This window comes from Acinetobacter sp. BZX-2, from assembly GCF_055179795.1.
Genome location: NZ_CM143686.1, coordinates 2383471 through 2408059 on the forward strand (window position 1 = coordinate 2383471; position 24589 = coordinate 2408059).

Sequence of the window (24589 nt, forward strand, 5' to 3'; positions counted from 1 at the left end):
TTTATTAATCAGTAATAATAAAATTATGCTTACTGACTGACATTAGCTCAATGCGGGTTTTTTCATAACACATTATTTTATCTAGAAAACAAAAACACTTGCCTATTCATTTCTGACCTTTCGTAATTGTCTAGGCGTCATTCCAAACCAATTTTGACATGCACGGCTTAACGCAGATTGCTCAGAAAAACCAAGCACTGATGCAATTTGACTCATAGATGCTTTTGAATCTGCTAAATATTGTAAAAGTAATTGTTGTCTTAATTTGTCTTTAATCAATTCAAAGCTTGTACCCTCTTCATGCAGTTTGCGTTGCAAACTTCTTGGGTGCATCGCCAACATGTATGCAATATCCGTTTTATTGGCCTTTGGACTCGATAAGTTAATACGTATTGCATGACGAACTCGGTCACTGATTGAACCCTGATGACTGCGAAAATTCCGTTCAAGATAGCTTTCTACAATTTCACGTAAACCATGATCTGTACTGCCCAATGCCGTGTCGAATAATTTTTTATGAAAATACAAAGCTGCATGTTGTTGATCTGCAATCACTTCTGCTTGAAAGAATCGTTTATAGACATTCAAAGATGCAATAGGACTATGCGGCAAAGTAACTTTAAGTAGTTGATAATGATCTCCACTGAGATAGCGCATCACTCGATGGCAAACCGCAAGCCCAAGATCCATAGACTGGCGTTTACTTAAAATATTGGTCGCTTGCTTTAACTCAATATCAAAAATAACTTCCACAATATCATGATCATGCTTAAATAAATCTATAGTTGCATGCTCATTAAAATATAAGCGTGGTGCAGAACCATGTAAGAAGAGTAAATCAGAACTGTACTTCAGTACGTCACGAAGTGTCGATGCACTTTGTAAAATTGATCCAAGCACCCCCAAAATACTAATATCCTGATAACGTGAAATTCGTAAACCGAGGTCAGCACAATTGGATCGTTGTGCACTATCTTCCAAAAGTTGAATCACCGCATAGTGTGAAATCCATTCATTATCATCTTGTAATTGCAAAGCTTGAATACCATGCTTTTCCAACAAAGGCATGGGATCAATGTCTAACTGTTGCATAACCTCGACATAACCACGCAAGCCAGAACTATGCAACATGTCTTCATGGGTATTGTTATGGTTCACAAAATCGATCGAATCTGCCTGATTCATTTAAACAATCCTTGTCTCAATAAGTCAAGAAATAGACTCATTCTGTCAAGTTAGCATAAAAATTCAAAGACACAATAGGATGAATGGACATTTTAACCACATCTTAAATTTTGCAGATTAAACGTATGGATTCGGCAAATTAAATGCGGTGAAAAAAGGAATGATTCATTTTTGATTAAGGATAAAATAAGGAAAATACAATGCATTTCAAGAATGTAACTGTAGCTGGCAGTGGTGTACTCGGTTATCAAATTGCTTTTCAAACTGCTTTTCATGGATTTAAAGTCACGGTTTACGATATCAATGATGAAATCCTTGATAAAGCCAAAGAAAAATTTTTTGTATTAGCTGAATGTTATAAACGCGATTTGAATGCCACCCAAGAACAATTGGACAATGCATTTAACAATTTAAGTTATGATTCTAATCTTGCAGAAGCAGTAAAAGATGCGGATTTAGTCATTGAAGCTGTACCTGAAGACCCAAGTATTAAACAAAACTTCTATCAAAAACTCAGCCAAGTCGCGCCTGAGAAAACCGTATTTGCAACCAATACCTCTACTTTATTGCCGAGTCAATTTGCAGAATTTACAGGAAGACCTGAAAAATTCTTAGCGCTGCATTTTGCCAATATGATTTGGGTCAATAATATGGCAGAAATTATGGGACATGCATCTACAGATCGAGAAGTCTTTGATGATCTAGTCGAATTTGCCAAGGCAATTGATATGTTGCCATTACCGATCTACAAAGAGCAGCCAGGCTATCTACTTAACTCAATGTTAGTCCCGTTTTGTATCTCTGCACTGGAACTTTGGGTAAAAGAAGTTTCAGATCCTGAAACCATTGATAAAACTTGGATGAAATCCTTCGGTTCACCAAAAGGCCCTTTTGCGATCCTAGATATCATTGGCATTAACACTGTCTACAATGTTGCCAAATTGAATATTGATACGAGCCCTCTTATGGCTCGTATCGCAGAAAGACTACAAACTGAATTTATTGATCAAGGCCACTTAGGTATGCCTACAGGTAAAGGATTTTATAGTTACCCAAATCCTGCATATGAATCAAAAACATTCTTACAGTAAATTGATTTAAATTATCAATCCACGCATTCATGACGATATTTTATCCAGTCGGAAGCGTTACATTTACGATAATACGATAAAATATGTGAATGCTAGAAAGATAATTTTGAGTTTAAATGGTATTCAATATCCAAAAGATATTGAATACCACACGAATACTTGTACAAATGCTAGCTCTGCTGCACGCGATGGAGTAGCGACAGCGGGTCTTATATATTCAAAAATAAGATAATAAATCCTTAAAAACTTATATGCAAAGAATAAGTATAAAAATTAACCACATACACATTAATATTAAACAAAAGCAATTGTTTTACTTATCAATTTAATAAAAACATTAAATTTATATCGATTATTTTTTAAATATTCGTTCAAACCTTTTCACTATATATAAGATAATTTTATTGATATGATAAACAAATCTTTAGGGAATCGTTGAAGAATCCAATTTTACAACCTGACTCTAATCCACAAATCAAAGAACACAATATTCATGGATAAATACAAAAAAATCTATGCATATGTTTTCTATAAAATGTTAGAAATTCAATTAAATCAAATGAGAGTGTAAAGAAGTTTGCATTTCCTCACTAGGATGAATACATGAAAAAGCTGTTTGGTGTTTTATTGAGTGCCTCTGTGCTTACCCTCTCTGCTTGTGGAAAACAAGAAGCGCCTAAAAATGATGCAGCAGCTCCAGCAGATGCAAGCAAAGAACAAGTAGTGACCATGGCTTCAACTGGCTCGGATGCTGATATTTGGCGTTACATTGCAACACTACCTGAAACAAAACAGGCAGGAATCAAACTAGAAGTTAAAAACTTCACTGATTACGTTGCAATGAATACTGCTGTTGCAAATAAAGAAGTTGACATCAATGCATTCCAATCTTATGCATATCTTGTTGCTTTTAACGATTCAAACAAAGACAAAATTGCAGCTGTTTCTACGACTTACTTAGAACCAATGGGTATTTACTCAAGTAAAGTTAAAAAAGTTGAAGACTTTGCCCAGGGTGCAACCATTGCGATTCCAAATGATGGTGCAAATGAATCACGTGCATTATTGCTTTTACAATCTGCTGGCTTAGTAAAATTAAAGGATGGTTTTGATCTTGTAAAAGGTACACCTGCTGATATTACTGAAAATGCTAAAAAAATTGTGATCAAACCGATTCAAATGGCAACAGCTGTACGTGCTAAAGATGAAGTTGATGCGATTGTATTGGGTAATACACTTGCAATGGAAGGTGGTTTAAACGTACTCAAAGACTCTGTTTACTATGAGCCAATCGATCAAACCACAAAAATGAACGTGAATGTTCTTGCCGTTGCAGAATCACGTAAAGATGATCCTATTTTGAAAAAAGTGGGTGAGTTATATCACGTTCCAGCTGTAGGTAAGTATGTTCAAGAACACTTTGGTGGAACTAAAGTCGATGTAAATAAACCTGTAAGCTATCTTACAGAATCAAAATAGTCTTATAATGGCTTAAACGAAACAGGCAAAGTTACTTTGCCTGTTTTTTCATTTTTGTATAGTTTCTGACGATATGATTGAATTTAAAAACATTTCAAAACACTATGAACTTAAAGGTCAAACCATACCTGCATTGGATCAGATCAATCTGAATATTCCAGCAGGAAGTATTTTTGGCATTATTGGTTATAGTGGTGCAGGAAAAAGTACCTTAATCCGTATGATTAATTTGCTTGAGCGTCCGAGTCAAGGGCAAGTCATTATTAATCAAAAGGACTTTACGGCACTAGATGCACGAGCATTACGTCAAGAACGTGCAAATATCGGTATGATTTTTCAGCATTTTAATTTACTGCAAACCAAAACAGTTGCAGATAATATTGAAATGCCACTCATTTTATTGGGTATCAATAAAGCTGAACGTGAAAAGCGTCTGAATGAGCTACTTGAGTTTATTGACTTAAAACACAAAAAAGATGCCTACCCTGATGAACTTTCAGGTGGTCAAAAACAACGTGTCGGAATTGCACGTGCTTTGGCGAATCATCCTAAAATTTTACTGTGTGATGAAGCAACATCTGCGCTTGACCCTCAAACCACCAAATCCGTTTTAGCATTGCTCAAAAAAATCAATAAAGAGCAAGGAATTACCATTGTCATGGTCACCCATGAAATGGATGTAATTGAAAGTGTTTGTGACTATGTTGCAGTTATGGAACAAGGTAAAGTGATTGAAACTGGCTCTACATTGGAGCTATTTAGTCAACCACAGCATCCTACAACTCAAAACTTTATTCAAACTGTACTACAGCAACAACTGCCTATAAATATTCTCAATAATCTTGAGAATCAAAATCATAACAGTATTTATAGCCTACAATTCTTAGGGACTTCTGCACAAGAAACAGTGGTACAAGCGGCGATTAAACAGTTTGATATTAGTTTAAATATTTTATTTGCCAATATGACTGAAATCAATGGTTCGGTGATTGGTCAAATGTTTATTCAATTACTTGGTGATCCTAATATTATCAGTCAAACTGTTGAATTTTTTGAACAAAATGGCGTTAAAGTGACACAATCAGGAGTAACTGTATGAGAGATTTAATCGTACAATGGCTCACTGAAATCACAGCTCCTTTTTGGCATAGCTCATTATCAATTGACCAATTTGTGACTGCGCTTCAAGAAACCTTTCACATGGTTTTCTTTGCCATGCTTTTTGGTACGATTTGGGGCTTTATTCAGGCCATTATCCTGTTGGTAACACGTCCACAAGGGATTATGCCAAATCGAGTGATTTATCATGTACTCAACCCAATTGTGAATGCTTTACGTTCACTGCCCTTTATTATCCTTTTAATCGCAGTCATTCCTTTGACCAAACTGATTGTAGGCACTTCAATCGGAACTTGGGCTGCCATCGTACCTTTAACGATCTATGTAGGCCCTTATATCGGCCGTTTGATTGAAACTTCACTACTTGAAGTCAATGAAGGCATTATTGAATCTGCGCAAGCTATGGGGGCTTCTCCAAGCCAAATTATTTTTAAATTTATTATCCCTGAAGCGCGTAGTTCTTTGATTTTAAATTTAACCACTGCAACCATTAGTTTGATCGGTGCAACAGCAATGGCTGGTGCAGTTGGTGCAGGTGGTATTGGTGACTTAGCTATTTCTTATGGTTATCAACGTTTTGATACCAGTGTTGTTATTTTGACCGTTATTGTTTTACTTATCTTAGTACAACTTGTACAAAGTATCGGTGATTGGTTATCTAAACTGAGATAACCACTTTTCACACTATATTCCATTGAGCATTTTCAATATACCCTCTTTTCGGAGGGTATTTTTTATTCCCACCGCATCAATGATTTAATAATTAAGCCATTGAAAGATTAAAATATCTTCATTAATGTAAATAAACTTTAAGATAAACCATGCAAATGAATAAGCTTACTCAAATAACCACAATGATCGCAGTCCTATTACCATCAATAAGTTCTGCACAAACCACCATGGACTACACCACCACAGTAAAAGTCAACCAGATTGAACTCGTTCAAAGCGTAGCGGCAAATCAAATTGAAAAACTTATAGGCAAATCGGTACAAAAAATCAAGAAAGAATACTCTGAATGTACTGCAAATCATGAATATTCCACATCATTTCCACATGGAAAGACTTTGAAATTTGAAATATTCTCAGAAGACAACCCGCAAATTAAATCAGAGAATTTCTATAAAACTAAACATAACTTTCAACAACTTAGTACAACCCAAGGTCGTGTTTGGCTCTCATGGAGCAATATGCAGTCACTCACTGAAATAGTCCTCATAAATGGTAAACACATCAATAATCGATATACATTCAATCAATTCAGAAAGGACTTTCCGCTGAGTGCTAAAACAGGAAATTCAGTGTTAATGTTGAGCAATGCAGAGGTCAAAAACTACCTTAAAAACCCAAATGACTACACGGCTGGTTATACAGCATATGTTCATTTTGAATTTAAACATGGAAAATTAAGTCAGCTAGAAATTAACCAAGCCATCGCCTGCTAGTGAATAATGCCAGTGAGCGCTTTTTTAAATAGCCCAATGCAATGCATAACAATACATAAATCCAAGATTTAATAGGATGATTCATTTAAAATATGCATTAAATAAGATTAGAGACGGAAATCTGTTATGCGCTATAAAATTCACGTGATCGATGTAAAGAATCAATTGCAGAACTATATTTGGCTCATAGAAGAAACCACAAGCCATGATGTGGTCGCTATTGACCCTACACAGGCCGATTTAGTTGAACGCTACTGTGCAGAACATCAACTTCATTTACAACAAATATGGCTAACACATTGGCATAAAGACCATATTGGTGGTGTACCTCAGTTGATTGCTGATCATCAAGTCCCTGTTTATGGGCCACGTGAAGAATTAACTCAGATCCCCTTTCTAACCCACCCATTACAACATGATGATCATTTCAAATTTCATGATTTAAACATTGAAATTATTGCAATTCCAGGTCATACCTTGGGACATATTGCGTTTTTTATAGATGAAATTGACAGTGTTTTTTGTGGTGACACCTTGTTTGCCATGGGTTGTGGACGTATGTTTGAAGGTACACCCGAGCAATTTTATCACTCGTTGAATCGCCTAGCAGCATTACCACCGAGAACAAAAGTCTACTGCACACACGAATACACGCTTTCCAACGCTCAATTTGCACTCCACATTGAACCTGAGAATAGAGCCATTCAACAACGTGCTGAAGAAGTGACTCAACTTCGTGCGCGAGGTGAAATCACTCTACCGAGCACCATCGAATTGGAGCTTGAAACCAACCCTTTTTTAAGAGTTGACAGCGCGGACGAGTTTGCACGTATTCGCGCATTAAAAGACAACTTTTAATACAAGTCATTCATTTCTCTTGCTCTGTATTTCTTGTTCTGTGTCCAACGTTAAATTTGCCAAAAATTTCAGCCACGATACACGTATAGATACAAGATATATAAATACAGAGCATACGCTAAAAAACACTTTAAATTTTGCGTTTAGCATATAAGTACCACAGCTATTTTTACGCTCTGATAAATTTATTTACATTTTCAGCAGATATATGCCTTGTTAAAAATTTGTGACAAATCATGTAGAAGCTTATGAGTATTTTTCACCATTAAAGCTATATCCATTTAATATTTATATATATTTTTAATAAAACAATTCGCACAACATACTTTTTAAATCATTCAATTCTTTTATATTTAAAATAGTGATTTTTAGTTGTGATCAAAAATTGATATAAAAAATAACTTTATGCAAATTGCCCCTTTAAAAATTTGATGGTCATCCCTATTAAATTTTAAGGGAAGGAATTAAGGAGATCTTCTGTGAAAAAGGTTGTTAAGGCAAAAAATTTAATTGCATTTCGTATCTGGTTAGAGAAATTAGGTTACTCAGTAAAAAACTTAGCTGATGGTAAAGGATTTACATTCAGCTTTAAGAAAGAATATGGCTTGGTCACATGTGATTTATCAGGTAACCCTTTGGCGGTTCAGCTTGGTGAAGAATTTGAAGATCACTTAAAAGCTTAGTGAATTTTTATAAACGATATTTAAATGAAGTGTCTCTTTGAATCAAAGACCTGCGTTGGATTTTTCTTTAAATAAAACTCAGGTCTTTCTGCATAATACACGGCATTCTGATTCGCTTTTAACTCGTAACAATCCCTTACCTCATTGTGATTATTCAAACCACTGCTTCGCTATGTTTTGCAAACTGTAGCCAACACTCAACGAATCTCAAATCATAAATATCGATACATTCAATGAATCAATATCGTATTCGTGTGAATCGTGCTTTGTAAATTTTAGGCAATAAAAAGGCAAGATTTTCATCTCGCCTTTTAAATATGGTGGGGACGGAGAGACTCGAACTCTCACACCTTGCGGCGCTGGAACCTAAATCCAGTGCGTCTACCAATTTCGCCACGTCCCCGAATAAAAAAACCACAACAGTGGTATTTTAAATAACTTGGCAGAGGATCAAGGATTCGAACCTTGACGAACGGTTTTGGAGACCGTCATGCTACCATTACACCAATCCTCTATCACATTTCATTTCGCTTTAATGCCACAAAATGAATTGCTTGGTGGGGACGGAGAGACTCGAACTCTCACACCTTGCGGCGCTGGAACCTAAATCCAGTGCGTCTACCAATTTCGCCACGTCCCCAATGGCTGTGTATATTATAGAGATCGTTTCAGTATGACAAGCCCTTTTTTATAAAAAGACGCTCGTTTGTTTAAATAAAAAACAAAAACGACCCGCACTGCTTTTTCATTAAAAAATTTGGCTTAATACTTGTTTTAATTGATAAATATTTGAACAACGTTGTGCTTTATTTTTCATCAGCATCTTTAATAATATTTCTTCCAACATTTCAAATTGTATTGGAAGATCAATTTTTAAGCTTTGACAATGTAAATTTGCCCAATCTAAATAGTGCTTTTGCTTAAATCGTATTTGAGTCAGCCATTCCAACCAAATAATACCCAATGCATAAACATCACTCGCAAATGATTTACTTTCGGCATGAAATAATTCAGGCGCCATATAGCGTGGAGTCGCAGTATTTGGCATTCGACCAATCCATTCAATAGCAGAAGCTTGTTCGAAATCAATTAAAGCAGCGACATCATTAGAATAACGAAAATGTGCTCCTTTCAAATCACCGTGGATATAACCGTATTCATGTAAATTTTCTAACACATCCAAGCTCAATTTCAACCGCCGAAGAATTTCAGTTCGAGATAATTGCGCTATATTGTTAGGAAATAATAAAGGTGCGTCCTCAACACACAATATTTGCTCAATAAATGCTTCACTTTTTTGAAAGTATTGTGGGGTGTTTAATATTGAGAAATTCAACAATAAGGTTCTTTCACAAGTTTGTTTTAGCTTAAGTTGTCTATAACAATTTAATTCATTTAAAAAGCTTTGCTCATGCGCCAAATAATCATTTGTAGATGCTGCACTTTGTAATTGCAGTTTCAACCAAAAGCCTCGCCCTTGCAGTTCAATGAAATAAATACGGCGACCAAAACTTTGGCTTTTGGGGGAATTTATCGCTGTTGCTAAATCAATATATTCTGCTGGTAATCCAATAACTACCATTAGACCTCTGCAAGTTGTACTGGAGTATTCGCTGCTTTTTGCTCAAAATTTAAAACTTCAAGACAATGCTGAATGGTTTTACCAATCCGTGCATGTGTTTCAATACTTGAAATTTTTGGCCAAGTCGCACGCTCCCCTTCTCGCTGTAAAAGTTTAAACAAATGCGGACGAGGGTTTTGCAACATATAGCTATAATGGCGCAAACTATACTGCCCAATAATATTCACATCACCATAATAACGCTGATCAACCACGCCATAGCCATGATCGAGTAAACGACGCACCGATGGAATTCGCCCCATGCGCCCACGAGCAAAGTCCATAATCCCCATAGTTGCCAATTTACCTTGTTGGCGCACAATACGCTCAGGCCAACTCAATAAATCCTTACGATAACGTTCTTCATCATTCTGCATAAAAGGCACGATATGCGGATTCACTTGACTGGCGATGGTGTAATTTAAGTTATAAAGGCGCGACATCCGTTCTTGAGGAAAGTCATTACGCACACTGCCATCTACCCAACGCGTATTGGCTAAATAAGGCGTATGCACGCCATCAAATCGTTTACTGGTCAATCGAACTGGTGGGAATAAAATCGGTACCGCGCAAGAAGCCAAAACTGCACTCCAAACCAACAAATCAGGTGATGTATACTTATTCATAATCCGTGCATCTTCTTGTGTAACATCATAAGGTGCAACGGTGACATTAATATCTAAGCCTGATTTCTCGAAGGCTTCCTCAAAAGTGACATCGCCTAAATTTTCGATTAAGAATTTTTTGAGATATTTTACATCAGCAAAACCACCATTTCCTTTAATCAACTCTCTAAAACCACGGAAATGGAATGCTTCACTATAAAATTGATCACCTGAAAGTAAGTTTGGAATTTGACTGGGTTCATTCACCCCCAATAAAGCAGTCATCAAGGCACCCGCACTTGAACCTGACAATACATTAGGCATTAAATCCTGTTCCATCAGTGCCTTACACACACCACTATGGAATAATCCTAAGGTTGCACCACCCGAAAACATCAGAGCAGGCTGACCATATGCTTTTTCACAATTTTTGAAAAAATTGATTTTATTTTCAATGGTAAACAACTGACAACTTTCTGAAGCAATAAACGTGAGGCTTTTATTCACCTCATCGATATAATCTTCAATAATTTTTTTTGTTCCAACATAACTATGTGTAAATAACAAAGGGTGACCAATATTTGCGACATCATGGCTAAAGCCTTCTCGCAGAATATAAATTAAATCTTGTGTTCTGTTCTGTTGACGATAACGGCGCAACAAATTTAAACGATAAGAAATAATTTCAGCATCAAAATAAGGTGAACTGTTATCGAACTTCCACTCTTGCGCACCCGTCTCTTCATCCAGTTTTAAAGCAATCGATTGCCACTCTTCATAGTTTTCAGCATGCGCCAATCTTCTTTTAAGTTTTTTTATACGATAAGCTTGATGCGGATTTAAATCTTGAGTGAGTTCTAATAGCATTTCTAATATTCCTTTGATTTTAATCCGATGAACTACACGATCATCTAACTGGACTAAATGTTCATCTATAAACTATGCTTAAAAATAAACAGATAATCAATCACCATCAGTCATTTAATCGACTGAACAAAGACAAATTATCGAAACCTAAGAGAAATCTACTAAAAAGGCTGTGCTAAGATAAGCACCTCATCGTCGTTTATTAAAATATCGAACGGATATCACAATGGCAACTTTCGATTTACCCGATAATATCATTCAGAAATTATCAACAGTACTTGATCAATTACAACAAGCTCTTCCAGAAACAAAACAAGAAACTGATTTTTCAGCACCTGCTTTTAGATGGCACAATAAGCAGCTTAAAGCGATATATCAACCAAAAGCAATGCATCTTGAAGATCTTAAAGGGATTGAACGACAAAAAGCAAAAATCCTACAAAATACAGAGCAATTTTTACATGGACTCCCTGCCAATGACATTTTGCTTACTGGCTCACGTGGCACAGGAAAATCGTCCATTGTCCGATCATTACTAACGCAATATGCAGATCAAGGCTTACGTTTAATTGAAATTGAACGTGATGATTTATCAGATCTGCCAGAAATTCAAAAAATAATTAAAGATCGTTCTGAAAAATTCATCGTCTATTGTGATGACTTGGCTTTTAACGCTGAAGATGAAAATTATCGCAGTTTGAAAAGTGTGTTAGATGGTTCATTACAATCAGGTTCTAGTAATTTTATTATCTATGCCACCAGTAACCGTCGTCATTTATTGCCTGAATTTATGCATGAAAATATACCCGTAACGAAAGTTGATGTACCTCAATATAAAGAGTTACACCCTCAAGAAGCGATTGAAGAAAAAATTTCTTTGTCTGATCGTTTTGGTCTATGGTTGTCTTTCTATCCGATGGATCAAAACCTTTATTTAGAAATTGTTGAGCACTATTTAAATAAAGAAAATATAGCGTTTAATGAAGATGTTCGAGCAGAAGCACTAAGATGGTGTCAAGCACGTGGGCAACGTTCAGGTCGTGCCGCTTATCAGTTTTCGAAACATTGGATCGGTTCAGAACGCTTAAAAGCGCTTTAATGCCTTTAGCACTTGTAAGTGCCTGAAAGCAGCTTAAGTAACCTGAGCTCGAGATAAGATATATCTCAACTATATGATACGCGGAAACGTCAGTCGCATTGTTTGAGGCATGAGGAATATATTCCGCAAGATCTGTAATATACTGTTTTTGCAAGATATTAGATACTTGATGGTATCTGTCGAGTTGGCGATGAGCGACACTGTCGCGCAAGATGGTTTTGCCCTTGCGTGGCAGTGCCACTCATCCCGAAAGCCTTGCGAGGTAATACCTCTCAGGTCGAACCTGAACAAGTTTGAAATATATTTCAATCGAAGTACAAGACGAAGTGAGTTAATCCTTACATTTAACTTTAAACGGTAAGACTCCGCAGCGCCTGATCTATCTTTTCAATAAATTACATCAGAGTTTATCCCGAACTGACGTTAAGCACTTTATTTTAAAGCCCAGTGATTATTGAAATATGCTGTTTCGATAATCACTTTTTACAAGTTTGATGCACAGAGGATTTGGCTTTTTTACATTCAATCAAAACAAAATGCTTTAAAAATAATTTAATAACATTGTATATCAATCATTTAATCTAAAATATTCTCAAACCAAAGAATAAGTTATTTCAGCACATCAGAGTTTAAGCGTGATAAAATGCCCCACAGTTTGATATAGGATTCGTCTATGCAGTTTGTTCATCTTGGTATTCATACAGAGTTTTCGATCACTGAATCGATCGTACGGATACCTGATCTGATTAAAGCTGCGACATCAGACGAAATGCCTGCTTTAGCCATTACAGACTTGTCCAATCTACATGCTGCTGTTAAGTTTTATAATAAAATACAGGGCAAAGGCATTAAGCCTATTTTTGGTAGTGTAATCCGTTTAAATGACGCTAACCATAAAGCAACTTTATTGGCGATGACCAATAAAGGTTGGCGTAGCCTCACTGAAATTGTTTCTCGTGGTTTTATTGAAGGTCAGCAACTTTCTATTCCATGCATTCAAAAAGATTGGATTCTTGAACAATCTGACGATTTAATTGTTTTATTAGGTTTACATAGTGATGTCGGAGAAATGCTCTGCTCTGCATATCCTGAAAAAGCTGAACCTTTATTAGAACAATGGATTGAAAAGTTTGGTAATCGTGTCTATTTAGCCCTGACACGTACTGGACGCCCTTTAGAAGAAAACTTTAACCAAGAAGCGTTAAAACTTGCTGCAAAATACAATATTGGTGTCGTTGCACACAATGATGTGCATTTTGTAAAACAAGAAGACTTTGAAGCACATGAAGCTCGAGTGTGTATTGCCGATGGTTATGTTTTAGGTGACAGTAAACGTCCTAAAAATTATACACCTGAACAATATTTCAAATCCTCAGCAGAGATGATCGAGCTGTTTGCCGATATTCCAAGTGCGATTGAAAATACGTTACAAATTGCAAAACGCTGTACTGTATCTTTACGATTAGGTTTCAATGACTTACCCGATTACCCTATTCCAGAAGGTCATACGATTCACAGTTATTTCAACCATTTATCTGAAGTCGGTTTGGAAGAACGCTTAACCGTACTCTACCCTGTTGAAAAACGTGATGAAGATTGGGCTGAAATCCGAAAACCGTATGATGAGCGACTGGCTTATGAGTTGGGTATTATCAATAAAATGGAGTTCCCCGGTTATTTCTTAATCGTAATGGACTTCATTCAATGGTCAAAAAATAATGGGGTTCCAGTAGGCCCAGGTCGTGGTTCAGGTGCAGGCTCTTTAGTTGCATATAGTTTAAAAATCACAGACTTAGATCCATTACGCTATGATCTACTCTTCGAACGATTCTTAAACCCAGAACGTGTATCGATGCCCGACTTCGATATCGACTTTTGTATCGCAGGTCGAGATAAAGTCATTGATTATGTAGCTCGACACTATGGGCGAGATGCCGTTTCACAGATTGCCACCTTTGGTACCATGGCTGCAAAAGGTGCGATTCGTGATGTCGCACGTGTTTTAAGCAAATCTTATGGTTTGGCTGACCGTATTTCAAAAATGATTCCCACCAAGCCACTTGGCCTGACCTTAGAAGAATCTTTAGAAGCAGAACCACAACTTAAAGATATCGTGACCAATCCTTCAAACCCTGACTATGATGATGCATCAGAAATTTGGGAAATGGCTCTCAAGCTTGAAGGCATTACCCGTAACACAGGTAAACATGCTGGTGGTGTGGTGATTGCACCTACTAAAATTACTGATTATTCAGCAGTTTTGTGTGAAGCAGATGGTACTGGTCGCGTCGCTCAGTTTGATAAAGATGATGTTGAAGCTGCTGGACTGGTTAAATTTGACTTTTTGGGCTTACGAAATCTGACGGTGATTGAAGCAGCCGTTCAAAATATCAATAAACGTATTCAATCAGAAACACCTGTCGATATTTCACTCATTTCTTTGACTGATTCAAAAGCATATTCGGTCTTTGCTGATGCAAATACCACTGCGGTATTCCAGTTTGAATCCGTGGGCATGAAAAAAATGCTCAAAGAAGCACGCCCAAGTAAGTTCGAAGAAATTATTGCCTTTGTATCCTTGTACCGTCCGGGGCCAATGGATCTGATTCCAGACTTTATTCATCGTATGCATGGTGGTGAGTTTGAATACCTTCATCCACTACTCGAAAGTGTACTTGAACCAACCTACGGCATCATGGTTTACCAAGAACAAGTGATGCAGGCAGCGCAGCTTTGCGCCGGTTATACATTGGGTGGTGCAGATTTACTTCGACGTGCAATGGGTAAAAAGAAAGTCGAAGAAATGGTCAAACAACGTGCCACCTTTATCGAAGGTGCTGCACTAAAAGATATCGATGAAGGCACTGCCAACCATATCTTTGACTATATGGAGAAATTTGCAGGCTATGGTTTTAACAAATCACATGCAGCAGCCTATGCACTCGTTGCTTACCAAACTGCTTGGCTAAAAGCACATTATCCTTCTGAGTTTTTAGCAGCTGTTTTATCTTCGGAAATGCAGAATACAGATAGTGTTGTATTCTTAATTGATGACTGTCGAAATAATGGTCTAGAAGTTTTACCGCCATCAATCAATATGTCGTTCTATCAATTCCATGCCAGTGATGCAGAAACCATTATTTACGGCTTAGGTGCAATCAAAGGCGTTGGTGAGCAAGCCATGCAATCTGTGATTGATTCACGGATTCAAGACGGCCCATATAAAGATTTATTCGATTTCTGCCATCGTGTAGATTTGAAAAAAATCAATAAGCGTACTTTAGAAGCTTTAATTCGTGCAGGTGCTTTAGACTGTCTCGGTATTGAACGTGCAAGTTTAATGTTACAGCTTCCTGAAGCCGTTCAAGCAGCTGAGCAAGCCCGATCAAACCGTGAAACAGGGATTATGGACTTGTTTGGAGAGGTTGAAGAAGTTCAGCGCAAGCCAGCCAAGCCTGTAAAACCATGGTCAGACGAAGTTCGCTTAAAAGGTGAAAAAGATACCCTTGGCTTGTATTTGACAGGTCATCCAATCGATGTTTACCGTGCTGAACTTAAAGCCTTTATTCCAAATAAAATTAATGAGTTAACACCTACACGTCGTGGTGTGACGACTGTTTTTGCAGGCTTAGTTGTTGATGTAGCAAACTTCCCAAATCGTATGGTTATTACACTGGATGATGGTACAGCACGTATCGAAGTTTCTACAAATCATGAGCGATTCCAACGTTTTAAAGACATTATTCAAAATGAAAAAGTGGTCGTGATAGAAGGTGAAATATATGAGCGTGAAGGGTTTGATCGTCCAATGGGACGTTTGACCAAAGCCTTTACACTCAATGAAATTCGTCAGAAACGTGCCAACCATATTGCGGTGACAATCAATCCTGAAATTATCACTAAAGCATTAGCATCGGATATTCAAAAGATTTTATTACCTTTCTGTAATGTCGATATGTGTCAACACATCCCGATGCAAATCCAACTAGACTATGACTATGCGACTGCTGAATTACATTTAGGGCAACAATGGAAAATTGCACCTTTAGATGAATTACTTGCAAAATTACGTGACTATTTCGGTAAAGAAGCAATCCACATTGAATATCAAGTCAAATCAAAAGCAGCTAAAGCTGTTGATCATCGACAACAACAGACTCAGCAACTTGCCCCTCCCCCAAGTGATATGAGTATGGATGATGCCATGGAGCAATACATGGCAGATGCAGGTCAGTTTTCGTAATTCACATTCTCAAATCAAAGCTTATATTTTTGGAAAAATAATGGATATTATCGAAAATGCTGTGATTTCACAGCATTTAAGTCATATACGTATTGTGATGGTCAATACCACGCTACCTGCCAATATCGGAAGTGCCTTGCGCGCAATGAAAACTATGGGCTTATGTAAATTGGTTCTTGTTGCACCCAAAACCTATCCACATCCAGATATTGATGCACTTGCAGCAGGTGCTACCGATCTTATCGATCAAATTGAAATTGTAGAAACGTTAGAACACGCCATTAAAGATTGTCATTTGGTCTTTGGTACGAGTGCGCGTAGTCGCACTATTCCATGGCCACTTTTAGATGCTCGCCCTGCTGCGCAAAAATCAATGCAAGCTGTTATCAAAGACCAACAAGAAATTGCCATTGTATTTGGGCGTGAAGATCGTGGCTTAACCAATGAAGAATTGGCACTAGCGAATTACCATGTCACTATCCCCGTGAATACAGATTATGGTGTTTTAAATGTTGCACAAGCTATCCAAGTACTGTGCTACGAAATGCGTATGGCAACCTTAGAATTAGTAGAAAAACAAGTTGATACACAGGCCGTCATGCATGTTACTGACTCAGATGCTATGCACTGGGATGAGCCTTTGGTTACACATGAACAAATGGAACAGTTTTATCCGCATTTTGAAAAAATGCTCGCTGAAATCGAATTCTTAGACCCTAAAAATCCAAGATTACTGCCATTACGCTTGCGCCGATTATTTGGGCGTATACAATTAGATAAAATGGAATATCATTTATTACGTGGCATATTTAGCCGAGTTCAAGCTTTAAATAACGGTACATGGAAAAAATCCCAAAATGAGGATCAAAACTAATGCTTAAACAGCTCAAAGAAGATATTCAAGCTGTATTTGCGCGAGATCCCGCTGCGCGAAATACATTCGAGGTTTTAACAACTTACCCAGGTATACATGCCTTAATTATGCATCGTATAGCACATGAACTTTGGGAAAAAGAGTGTAAAACTTCAGCACGAATCTTGTCTTCTTTCAGTCGTTTTGCCACAGGTATTGAAATTCATCCGGGTGCTAAAATCGGCAGACGTTTTTTTATTGATCATGGCATGGGCGTCGTGATTGGTGAAACTGCTGAAATTGGTGATGATGTAACTTTGTATCACGGCGTGACTCTTGGAGGCACAACGTGGAATAAAGGCAAACGTCATCCTACCCTTGGAGATGGGGTTGTTGTCGGTGCAGGTGCAAAAATCCTCGGGCCATTTATTGTGGGTAAAAATGCCAAAGTTGGTTCAAATGCTGTTGTCACCAAAGCAGTGCCTGAAGGTGTAACAGCAGTCGGTAACCCTGCTCGCTTTATTAGCAAAGACAAAGAAACTGTTCAAGTTAAAGAGCAAGAGCCGCGATGTCCTGACAATACCAATACTGATCATTTAACTGAAAGCAATGAAAATACTGACTTTCAAGCTTATGCTGCAAGCCAAGAACAGGTCGATCCTATTTTGGAAGGTATGCGTGTGCTGATCGATCGCTTAGAACAAAATGAAAAGCGTATGAATGATTTTTGTGTTCGACTTTCGCTTTTAGATCCAACATTTAACAAACAACAGATCGATGAACAGCCATATAGCGAAGAAGAACTCAAGATTATTGAAGATGTGCGACGTGAATGTAAGTCGCAAAGTAATCCATCTAAAAGCTAATGTATAGTTTTTAATACAATAAACTAAATCGAGTTGCATGTTTATACGTCTTTTCATAGACTGATCAATATGCAACTCCACTTTTAATTTTCAATATAAATCATTGGAAGAAATACATGACAATTAAGCCTTTGGCATATGCGTTACTTGCTACTTCAGTACTTACAGCATGTTCTATGACACCAGTGCAGCAAAAACCTGTTGCAAATGAACCGATCGTATATACAGAACCAGATTTATCTCCTCCGTTTTATGCTCTCAATCCATTCAATTATGATCAACCACCCGTATTTGAATTAGAATTGAAAAAGGCATCTACTCAACCTGTCAACAAACTTGAAGTGACTGATCCTGCAAATCCAACCCAAAAATTAATTCTAGACAGTAATAAATTAATTATTCCAACAATTGATAATAATCAACGTGCAATGAAATACGCTGTACTTGCAGGTGAAAATGAAATTGATATCACAGCAATTGATGATTTCTTGCAAATGGTCGAAGGTAAAGCACGTCATTACCCGCCACAATTTACAGATCGCCAAGAACGTAAAGGTTTTGAAAGCAAACTCAGAGAAGTTTCTACACAACTTGACCAATTGGCAGCGCACCCAAATGCATCTTTTGACATTTTAATTCGTGCATTTAAAGCCAGTGTATTGGGTCGTAATCTAGACTTAGGCTCGTCTTATACCACTAAATCTCTAGGTTATGCACAACGTATTTTAAAGATCAACAAAGAAGATCCTGAAGCAAACTTATGGTTTGGTTTCTCTTTATCTGAAGGTGGCGGTCAAAAAGAAGCACAACCTTATTTAGATAAAGCGATTAAACTGAATGTTCAAGAAGCTTATTTATCGTCTGCGAATAACTACATTAGTATGGAGCAGAAAAAAAATGCGATTCAGACTTTGAAAAATTACAAAGTCAAATATCCTTCTGAAGCTGAAGTTGCAGACCGCTTAATTCAGGAAATTGAGAAGCAAGGCCGTTACAACGTTTGGCAAATTATGAAGAATCCTGCGCAAGCACAATAATCCGATATAAAAAAATAGACTGATCATTCAGTCTATTTTTTTAAATAAAAATAGAAATTAAACAAAAGTATCGTATTATCCTTAAAAATTGATCTAGTTCATGATTATGCAAAGTACTAAAACAACGATCTTGCTCTCTATTCTGGCGCTCAGCACACTTAGCTTGGGTGGCTGCCAAGTCGTGAGTGTTAAAAATCAGAAAGTGAATGTAACAATCACCAACGAACGTGATAGTATCTTAACGCGTTCAAAGATGAGTGAAGCCAGTTTAAATGTACTTTCGATGACAGGTCGTGAGGCCAAAGCATGTGCTGAAGACCCAGACAAATGTGTTCAGGATCTAGAAGCTATACCACAGATTCAAGATGAACAATTACTGTCTACCATCAGTGAAATTTATTTAACCAAAGCCATCAATCTTAATGGTTCATCAAATTGCAAAATTAGCATTCTTTCAAAGCACCAATCAGAAGAAAAACAAAAACTCAATCAACAAAACTATGACCAATGTTTAGATCAACAAATGGCGATGTTAGATAAGAGTATCCGCTATAGCTATGCTTATTTATTTAACACTGAACGACATGCGCAAGATCGTATTTTTAATAACAGACAAGTTCAAATACGTGACTTTTATAATCAGGCTTTAGCCAAACTCATCACCACTTACTCAACTAGAAATAAATATCAAAAGGTGGGTAAACAGATTAAGGTGGGTACCAGTACGTACAGCATTAACTTTAATGGTTATCCTCAACTTGACAATATTGATTTAGAAAATCTACTTTCCAGCTATAACTTAAACTTTTCAGGATTGCGCTCGATCAACCGTAGAGATGGTTTTGGTGCTGAATTTGTAGCAGTACTCCCAAAATTAAAAGAAGAGCCTGAAGAAAGTAAATATATTATTGATCCATTTAATTACAAATATAAAAACGGTATCAATCCCAATATTCATCAACCCCGTTACTTATCAGTCAGCATGACTGCTCAACCTAAAAGCACAACAACGTTGCAAAATATTTTGCATGGCACTGAATTTCAACTGAATATCTATGACCCGTATAGTATTGAAAAAATAAATGTCGGTGCAAATGAATACCCGCTTGCAGCAAATTTCTCCGCGCCTTATGGGCTATGGCTAGCCGAAAATAACTTAGGTGCTGCAGCCTACCTCAGCTTGATCGACCGTGATCAACGCCTAACCATGCCTCATCTATATATGCTTGAACCCTATAACCCAAACAAAAAGGTCATTGTTTTGGTACATGGTTTGGCAAGTAGTCCTGAAGCATGGATTCGTTTAACCAACGATATTATGGGTGATCAAGTGTTGAGAGAGAACTATCAAGTGTGGCAAGTTTTCTACTCGACCAATATGCCAATACTTGAAAGCCGTTATCAGATTAATGCGATCATCAATCAAACTTTCAGTTCTATCGATCAAGAATCCTCATCTGTAAAGGATGCAGTGTTAATTGGACATAGTATGGGAGGCATTATTGCGCGATTATTGGTCAGCGATGCCGATTTAGTCAAACCTGCCTTAAAAAGGTTAAATAATCGAAAATACGATAAATTTAAAGATGACCCGATCTTTAAAGAACGTTTAACAATTAAATCTGTACCTAACTTTGAGCGTGCTATTTTTATTTCTGCACCGCACCGCGGTACTGCATTTGCAGATCGCTGGTTTACTTTAGCTGCGCGTAAAATTATTAAACTTCCAGGTGCGTTTTTAGGTGCTTTAGCGGATTCAATCGACGACCGTGATATCAATGCTAAAAACTTCTTAACAGATGTTGGACATGGCCTCATTCAGAATGGTCCAAGTGACTTAAGCCATAATTCAAATTTTACTTTGGTAACTGAAAATGTGATGCCTAAAAAAGGCATGATTTATCATTCAATTATGGGAAATGATACTGATAGTACAGATCCAAAAGTCATGTCTGATGGTATCGTGCCTTATACCAGTTCACATTTGGATGGTGCTGTTTCTGAAAAAATCATCAAAGGTGGGCATTCTATCCAAGAAACACCTGAAGCAGTTTTAGAATTAAGACGCATTTTAAGATTACATCTATCTGATTTGGGTATTTACAAGCCTTAGTTTATAACCTAACAAAAAATAAGCCAATCCTAGGATTGGCTTTTACTTTTTATGATCTCGCTATCTTGCTGAAAAGCCTGATCACTTTTAAGTTATGAACCGTTAAGCAGCTTGCTCATCACGTTTAAATACGAGTTCACCTTTCAAAGAACTATCTGCATCAAAGTAATAACCATCGGTATTAAATGATTTTAAATCTTCAAATTTATCCAATTGATTTTGAATAATATAACGTGCCATCAGGCCACGAGCTTTCTTGGCATAAAAGCTAATGACTTTATACTGTCCATTCTTCTGATCTAAAAATACAGGCTTAATAATTTCAGCTTGAATTTTAGCTTCTTTCACCGATTTATAATATTCATCAGAAGCAATATTCACCAACACCTTAGAACCTGATTGCTCTAAATCTTGATTAATCAAATTTGTAATGCGGTCTTCCCAAAACTCATACAAGTTATGTCCACGTGCATTAGCAAGTTTAATCCCCATTTCCAAACGGTAAGGCATCATCAAATCTAATGGTCGTAACAAACCATATAACCCAGATAAACTACGCAAATATTTTTGAGCGAATTGTAAATCTGCATCAGACAAATGATAAGCATCTAGACCTGTATACACATCGCCCTTGAATGCGAAAATAGCCTGTCTTGCATTAGAAAAATTAAAGTCAACATTCCAATCGCGAAAACGCTCAACATTCAAATGGGCAATTTTTTCACTCACCTTCATTAAACTGACAATATCAGATGTTGAAAGTTTACGACTTAAGTCGATAAGCTGTTGAGATTGATCGAGCAGTCTTGGTAAAGTATGCACATCAGTGGGAAGTGTAGATTCGTAATCGAGCGTCTTAGCAGGGGAAATTAGGGCGAGCATGGTCTTCCTGATCAAAAAATAATTAATCAAACTATATCAGTCGGAATATTTTAATTCCAATTCGTGTTTTCTGTGAACATAATCGGTAAACTATAGCACTTCCCTGCTATTTATCGTTTAAATTATGTCCGAACAACTGTTCATTCAAGGTTCGGTCGGCAAAATCGAAATTTTTGTTGACTATCCTCTGGGCGAAGTAAAAGGATTTGCTGTCGTTTGTCACCCTCATCCACTACAAGGTGGGACACCTCAACATAAAGTTCCAGCACTACTTGCGCAGATTCTTGCTGAACAAGGGTGTGTGGTTTATCGTCCAAGTTTCCGCGGTTCAGGCCAATGTGAAGGTATTCACGATGAAGGCCACGGCGAAACTGATGATATTCTAGATGTCATTAAGCATGTAAGACAATTACACAAAGGTCTACCTTTTTATGTAGGGGGCTTTAGTTTTGGTGCGCATGTCATGGCCAAGGCTTATCATGCCCTACCTGATGAAATAAAACCGAAACAAGTGATTTTGTGTGGCTTGCCTACAGCGACTGTTGATGGAATTCGCCACTACGAAACGCCGCCAATTAAAGGTGATATTTTGTTTGTGCATGGTGAAGCTGATCCAACCACAAAACTCGATGATTTATTGGAGTGGGCAAAACCACAACGACATCTCATTACCGTATTACCTGGTGCAAATCACTTTTTTACAGGTTATTTAAAACAACTCAGAATTGCGATTTCTCGCTTCTTACTGGTTGCTTAAATTTCGTGAAGTTATGAAGTTATAAGGCTCATCATGAGCCTTATTTTCATTTGTAAGATCACATTTACAAATCATTCCAAGTCAAATCAAACTTAGCCAAATATTTTTTAACTCGATCGCTGTCATTGGCGCTTTGCCGTTGCTCACGAGAGACTGAAAATAAACGCCGTCCTGCATCTGCCATCGACTTAGATTTGCGACAAATTTCAATGACACCTTCAAGCTGAATACGATCAAATTCATCAATCTGTGCAATTTGTTCGGCACTTAGTATTTGATCAAGATTTGAAAATACACGTGAAGATGTATGCTGCTCAATATTCCAAATCTTTTGTAAGCGATTGATTTCAGCATTCACTTCATTTAAGCCTATCCGTTCAGCATTTGCCAAGGTCGCCATTCGAGTCACACTTGCTGTTAAATCACGAAAATTACCCTGCCAAGTCGCTTCATAAGACTGTGCAAATTTTAAATATTTCTGCAAGGCATCACTATGAAAATGTAATTGACGTTGATGTTGATTGGCAAAGCGTTGTAATTCAAATTCTATATTGGGCGCAATATCCTCTAAACGGTCTTTTAAACTGGGCAAAAAGAAGGTCCACGTATTGAGTCTTGCCCACAAATCCTCACGGAAGCGCCCTGCCTGAACTTCTTGACGTAAATCTTTATTCGTCCCAGCAATCAGTTGAAAATCAGCCTGAATTTCCTTGTCACTCCCAACTGGAAAAAAAGATTTATCTTCAAGTGCTTTCAACAACATCGCTTGTTCATCCAGCCCCAATTCACCAATTTCATCGAGGAATAAAATACCGTTATCAGCACTTTTTAAATAACCTGTACGTGCTGAAATTGCTCCAGTAAAAGCACCTTTACTGTGTCCAAATAATGTTGACATGGCACTGTCACCAATTAAAGTAGCGCAGTTCACATCGATAAAACGTCCTGATAAATGGAACTTTTCTTTTTTAAGCTGATAAATCTGTTTGGCTAGGTGTGATTTTCCTACACCTGTCGCTCCCATGATTAGAATTGGAGCACTCGAACGTGTTGCGACTAATTCAACTTCTTGTATCAGTTGATTAAAATTCTTATTTTTTGTCGCAATATTGGCTTTAAGCTGCAACCAATTTTCAGACTGCTCATGCTCAAAACGCTGTGTTAAAGCTGCATAACGAGATAAATCTAAATCGATAATGCGATATTCACCTTCAGGTTGTTGTTTTCCTGCTGGTGAGCTTTGAATGAGTTTTGCAGGAAGATAATGTGCATCTATCAGTAAATACCAACAGATTTGCGCCACATGTGTTCCAGTGGTGATATGCAATAGATAATGATTATTTTCAACATCAAAGGGATATGACTTTACGAAGTCATATAATGCGCCATACATATCCGAAAAATCCCACGGATCTCGAATATTGACTTTATGACCTGTCACCTGTGTTTGTGGAGAAAGCTGCAAAGCATCTCGTTGTAAATGCTCAACTAAACCTGTATTACGGCGATCATGCAATAATACCAATTCGTCAACAATGAGGTCTTCATGCATGAGTAAGCTCATGGTCGGACGCCAACGTTGCCAACGCTCAGGCTTTTTGCCTTGATCTAAGGTTGAACCCACAAAACCTATAACGACTGTTTTTTTGGTATTTTGCATACTTTCTATAAAAAATTATATTTTCATATCCATCATATCGGGATTTTTATCTTAAAACATTTAAATTTAGTCTTTGTGTTAATCAAATATTGCATGATCATCTGATTAACCATTTTAGCTATAGAC

General features: G+C 37.2%; 19 protein-coding genes and 3 tRNA genes. 14 read left to right on the forward strand and 8 right to left on the reverse strand.

The window, feature by feature from the left end:
• Positions 1-102: 102 nt before the first annotated feature.
• Positions 103-1185: an AraC family transcriptional regulator gene (locus ACY45D_RS11230; RefSeq protein ID WP_463106826.1), complete on the reverse strand. Its 1083-nt coding sequence runs from the start codon at positions 1183-1185 to the stop codon at positions 103-105.
• 200 nt (positions 1186-1385) lie between these two features.
• Here ACY45D_RS11230 and ACY45D_RS11235 point away from each other — a divergent pair, with 200 nt between their 5' ends.
• From ACY45D_RS11235 to ACY45D_RS11265, 7 genes are all read left to right on the forward strand, one after another.
• Positions 1386-2276: a 3-hydroxyacyl-CoA dehydrogenase gene (locus ACY45D_RS11235; protein WP_463106827.1), complete on the forward strand. Its 891-nt coding sequence runs from the start codon at positions 1386-1388 to the stop codon at positions 2274-2276.
• 603 nt (positions 2277-2879) lie between these two features.
• Positions 2880-3755, forward strand: coding sequence for a MetQ/NlpA family ABC transporter substrate-binding protein (locus ACY45D_RS11240; protein WP_463106828.1), 876 nt, complete (start codon positions 2880-2882; stop codon positions 3753-3755).
• Between the two features lie 73 nt (positions 3756-3828).
• On the forward strand, positions 3829-4854 hold the full coding sequence (locus ACY45D_RS11245) for a methionine ABC transporter ATP-binding protein (RefSeq protein ID WP_463106829.1): 1026 nt from the start codon (positions 3829-3831) through the stop codon (positions 4852-4854).
• Positions 4851-5546 carry a methionine ABC transporter permease gene (locus ACY45D_RS11250; protein ID WP_120384415.1) on the forward strand — a complete coding sequence of 232 codons (696 nt, stop codon included), beginning with the start codon at positions 4851-4853 and terminating at the stop codon, positions 5544-5546. The genes ACY45D_RS11245 and ACY45D_RS11250 overlap by 4 nt, the downstream gene beginning before the upstream one ends.
• A gap of 149 nt (positions 5547-5695) precedes the next feature.
• Positions 5696-6319, forward strand: a complete 624-nt coding sequence (locus ACY45D_RS11255) for a hypothetical protein (protein WP_463106830.1) — start codon at positions 5696-5698, stop codon at positions 6317-6319.
• Positions 6320-6445: 126 nt separating this feature from the next.
• Positions 6446-7177, forward strand: coding sequence for a hydroxyacylglutathione hydrolase (gloB, locus tag ACY45D_RS11260; protein ID WP_463106831.1), 732 nt, complete (start codon positions 6446-6448; stop codon positions 7175-7177).
• Between the two features lie 479 nt (positions 7178-7656).
• Positions 7657-7860, forward strand: a complete 204-nt coding sequence (locus ACY45D_RS11265; protein ID WP_120384413.1) for a hypothetical protein — start codon at positions 7657-7659, stop codon at positions 7858-7860.
• A gap of 318 nt (positions 7861-8178) precedes the next feature.
• On the opposite strand, the gene ACY45D_RS11270 is transcribed toward ACY45D_RS11265, so the two are convergent.
• From ACY45D_RS11270 to ACY45D_RS11290, 5 genes are all read right to left on the reverse strand, one after another.
• Positions 8179-8263: transfer RNA gene (locus ACY45D_RS11270), tRNA-Leu, on the reverse strand.
• A gap of 37 nt (positions 8264-8300) precedes the next feature.
• Positions 8301-8374: transfer RNA gene (locus ACY45D_RS11275), tRNA-Trp, on the reverse strand.
• Positions 8375-8415: 41 nt separating this feature from the next.
• A tRNA-Leu gene (locus ACY45D_RS11280) sits at positions 8416-8500 on the reverse strand.
• A gap of 108 nt (positions 8501-8608) precedes the next feature.
• Complete coding sequence (locus ACY45D_RS11285; protein WP_463106832.1) at positions 8609-9442, reverse strand: protein kinase domain-containing protein; 834 nt, start codon at positions 9440-9442, stop codon at positions 8609-8611.
• Positions 9442-10953: a DUF3336 domain-containing protein gene (locus tag ACY45D_RS11290; protein ID WP_463106833.1), complete on the reverse strand. Its 1512-nt coding sequence runs from the start codon at positions 10951-10953 to the stop codon at positions 9442-9444. The genes ACY45D_RS11285 and ACY45D_RS11290 overlap by 1 nt, the downstream gene beginning before the upstream one ends.
• 226 nt (positions 10954-11179) lie before the next feature.
• Between ACY45D_RS11290 and ACY45D_RS11295 the strand changes: the two genes are divergently transcribed.
• The 6 genes from ACY45D_RS11295 to ACY45D_RS11320 all read left to right on the forward strand — a co-directional run bounded on the left by ACY45D_RS11295 (position 11180) and on the right by ACY45D_RS11320 (position 21164).
• Positions 11180-12052 (forward strand): ATP-binding protein, encoded by an 873-nt coding sequence (locus tag ACY45D_RS11295; protein ID WP_463106834.1) that lies wholly within the window; start codon positions 11180-11182, stop codon positions 12050-12052.
• A 673-nt stretch (positions 12053-12725) separates the two neighbouring features.
• Complete coding sequence (dnaE, locus tag ACY45D_RS11300) at positions 12726-16295, forward strand: DNA polymerase III subunit alpha (protein WP_463106835.1); 3570 nt, start codon at positions 12726-12728, stop codon at positions 16293-16295.
• Between the two features lie 40 nt (positions 16296-16335).
• Positions 16336-17169 carry an RNA methyltransferase gene (locus ACY45D_RS11305; protein ID WP_463106836.1) on the forward strand — a complete coding sequence of 278 codons (834 nt, stop codon included), beginning with the start codon at positions 16336-16338 and terminating at the stop codon, positions 17167-17169.
• Positions 17169-18014, forward strand: coding sequence for a serine O-acetyltransferase (cysE, locus tag ACY45D_RS11310; RefSeq protein WP_463106837.1), 846 nt, complete (start codon positions 17169-17171; stop codon positions 18012-18014). Before ACY45D_RS11305 ends, cysE begins: the two co-directional genes overlap by 1 nt.
• A gap of 116 nt (positions 18015-18130) precedes the next feature.
• Positions 18131-19051, forward strand: coding sequence for an ABUW_2363 family tetratricopeptide repeat lipoprotein (locus ACY45D_RS11315; protein WP_463106838.1), 921 nt, complete (start codon positions 18131-18133; stop codon positions 19049-19051).
• Between the two features lie 100 nt (positions 19052-19151).
• Complete coding sequence (locus ACY45D_RS11320) at positions 19152-21164, forward strand: esterase/lipase family protein (protein WP_463106839.1); 2013 nt, start codon at positions 19152-19154, stop codon at positions 21162-21164.
• Between the two features lie 102 nt (positions 21165-21266).
• Here ACY45D_RS11320 and yaaA read toward each other — a convergent pair whose 3' ends face one another.
• Complete coding sequence (gene yaaA, locus ACY45D_RS11325) at positions 21267-22046, reverse strand: peroxide stress protein YaaA (protein ID WP_463106840.1); 780 nt, start codon at positions 22044-22046, stop codon at positions 21267-21269.
• A 124-nt stretch (positions 22047-22170) separates the two neighbouring features.
• Between yaaA and ACY45D_RS11330 the strand changes: the two genes are divergently transcribed.
• On the forward strand, positions 22171-22803 hold the full coding sequence (locus tag ACY45D_RS11330; RefSeq protein WP_463106841.1) for an alpha/beta hydrolase: 633 nt from the start codon (positions 22171-22173) through the stop codon (positions 22801-22803).
• A gap of 64 nt (positions 22804-22867) precedes the next feature.
• Here ACY45D_RS11330 and rtcR read toward each other — a convergent pair whose 3' ends face one another.
• Positions 22868-24463, reverse strand: a complete 1596-nt coding sequence (gene rtcR, locus ACY45D_RS11335; protein WP_463106842.1) for an RNA repair transcriptional activator RtcR — start codon at positions 24461-24463, stop codon at positions 22868-22870.
• Positions 24464-24589: the final 126 nt, after the last annotated feature.

What these genes read in the sequence shown, in the direction of transcription:
- ACY45D_RS11230 (WP_463106826.1), bottom strand. Translation starts at nt 1,185, where the DNA reads ATGAATCAGGCAGATTCGATCGATTTTGTGAACCATAACAATACCCAT.
- ACY45D_RS11235 (WP_463106827.1), top strand. Translation starts at nt 1,386, where the DNA reads ATGCATTTCAAGAATGTAACTGTAGCTGGCAGTGGTGTACTCGGTTAT.
- ACY45D_RS11240 (WP_463106828.1), top strand. Translation starts at nt 2,880, where the DNA reads ATGAAAAAGCTGTTTGGTGTTTTATTGAGTGCCTCTGTGCTTACCCTC.
- ACY45D_RS11245 (WP_463106829.1), top strand. Translation starts at nt 3,829, where the DNA reads ATGATTGAATTTAAAAACATTTCAAAACACTATGAACTTAAAGGTCAA.
- ACY45D_RS11250 (WP_120384415.1), top strand. Translation starts at nt 4,851, where the DNA reads ATGAGAGATTTAATCGTACAATGGCTCACTGAAATCACAGCTCCTTTT.
- ACY45D_RS11255 (WP_463106830.1), top strand. Translation starts at nt 5,696, where the DNA reads ATGCAAATGAATAAGCTTACTCAAATAACCACAATGATCGCAGTCCTA.
- gloB (WP_463106831.1), top strand. Translation starts at nt 6,446, where the DNA reads ATGCGCTATAAAATTCACGTGATCGATGTAAAGAATCAATTGCAGAAC.
- ACY45D_RS11285 (WP_463106832.1), bottom strand. Translation starts at nt 9,442, where the DNA reads ATGGTAGTTATTGGATTACCAGCAGAATATATTGATTTAGCAACAGCG.
- ACY45D_RS11290 (WP_463106833.1), bottom strand. Translation starts at nt 10,953, where the DNA reads ATGCTATTAGAACTCACTCAAGATTTAAATCCGCATCAAGCTTATCGT.
- ACY45D_RS11295 (WP_463106834.1), top strand. Translation starts at nt 11,180, where the DNA reads ATGGCAACTTTCGATTTACCCGATAATATCATTCAGAAATTATCAACA.
- dnaE (WP_463106835.1), top strand. Translation starts at nt 12,726, where the DNA reads ATGCAGTTTGTTCATCTTGGTATTCATACAGAGTTTTCGATCACTGAA.
- ACY45D_RS11305 (WP_463106836.1), top strand. Translation starts at nt 16,336, where the DNA reads ATGGATATTATCGAAAATGCTGTGATTTCACAGCATTTAAGTCATATA.
- cysE (WP_463106837.1), top strand. Translation starts at nt 17,169, where the DNA reads ATGCTTAAACAGCTCAAAGAAGATATTCAAGCTGTATTTGCGCGAGAT.
- ACY45D_RS11315 (WP_463106838.1), top strand. Translation starts at nt 18,131, where the DNA reads ATGACAATTAAGCCTTTGGCATATGCGTTACTTGCTACTTCAGTACTT.
- ACY45D_RS11320 (WP_463106839.1), top strand. Translation starts at nt 19,152, where the DNA reads ATGATTATGCAAAGTACTAAAACAACGATCTTGCTCTCTATTCTGGCG.
- yaaA (WP_463106840.1), bottom strand. Translation starts at nt 22,046, where the DNA reads ATGCTCGCCCTAATTTCCCCTGCTAAGACGCTCGATTACGAATCTACA.
- ACY45D_RS11330 (WP_463106841.1), top strand. Translation starts at nt 22,171, where the DNA reads ATGTCCGAACAACTGTTCATTCAAGGTTCGGTCGGCAAAATCGAAATT.
- rtcR (WP_463106842.1), bottom strand. Translation starts at nt 24,463, where the DNA reads ATGCAAAATACCAAAAAAACAGTCGTTATAGGTTTTGTGGGTTCAACC.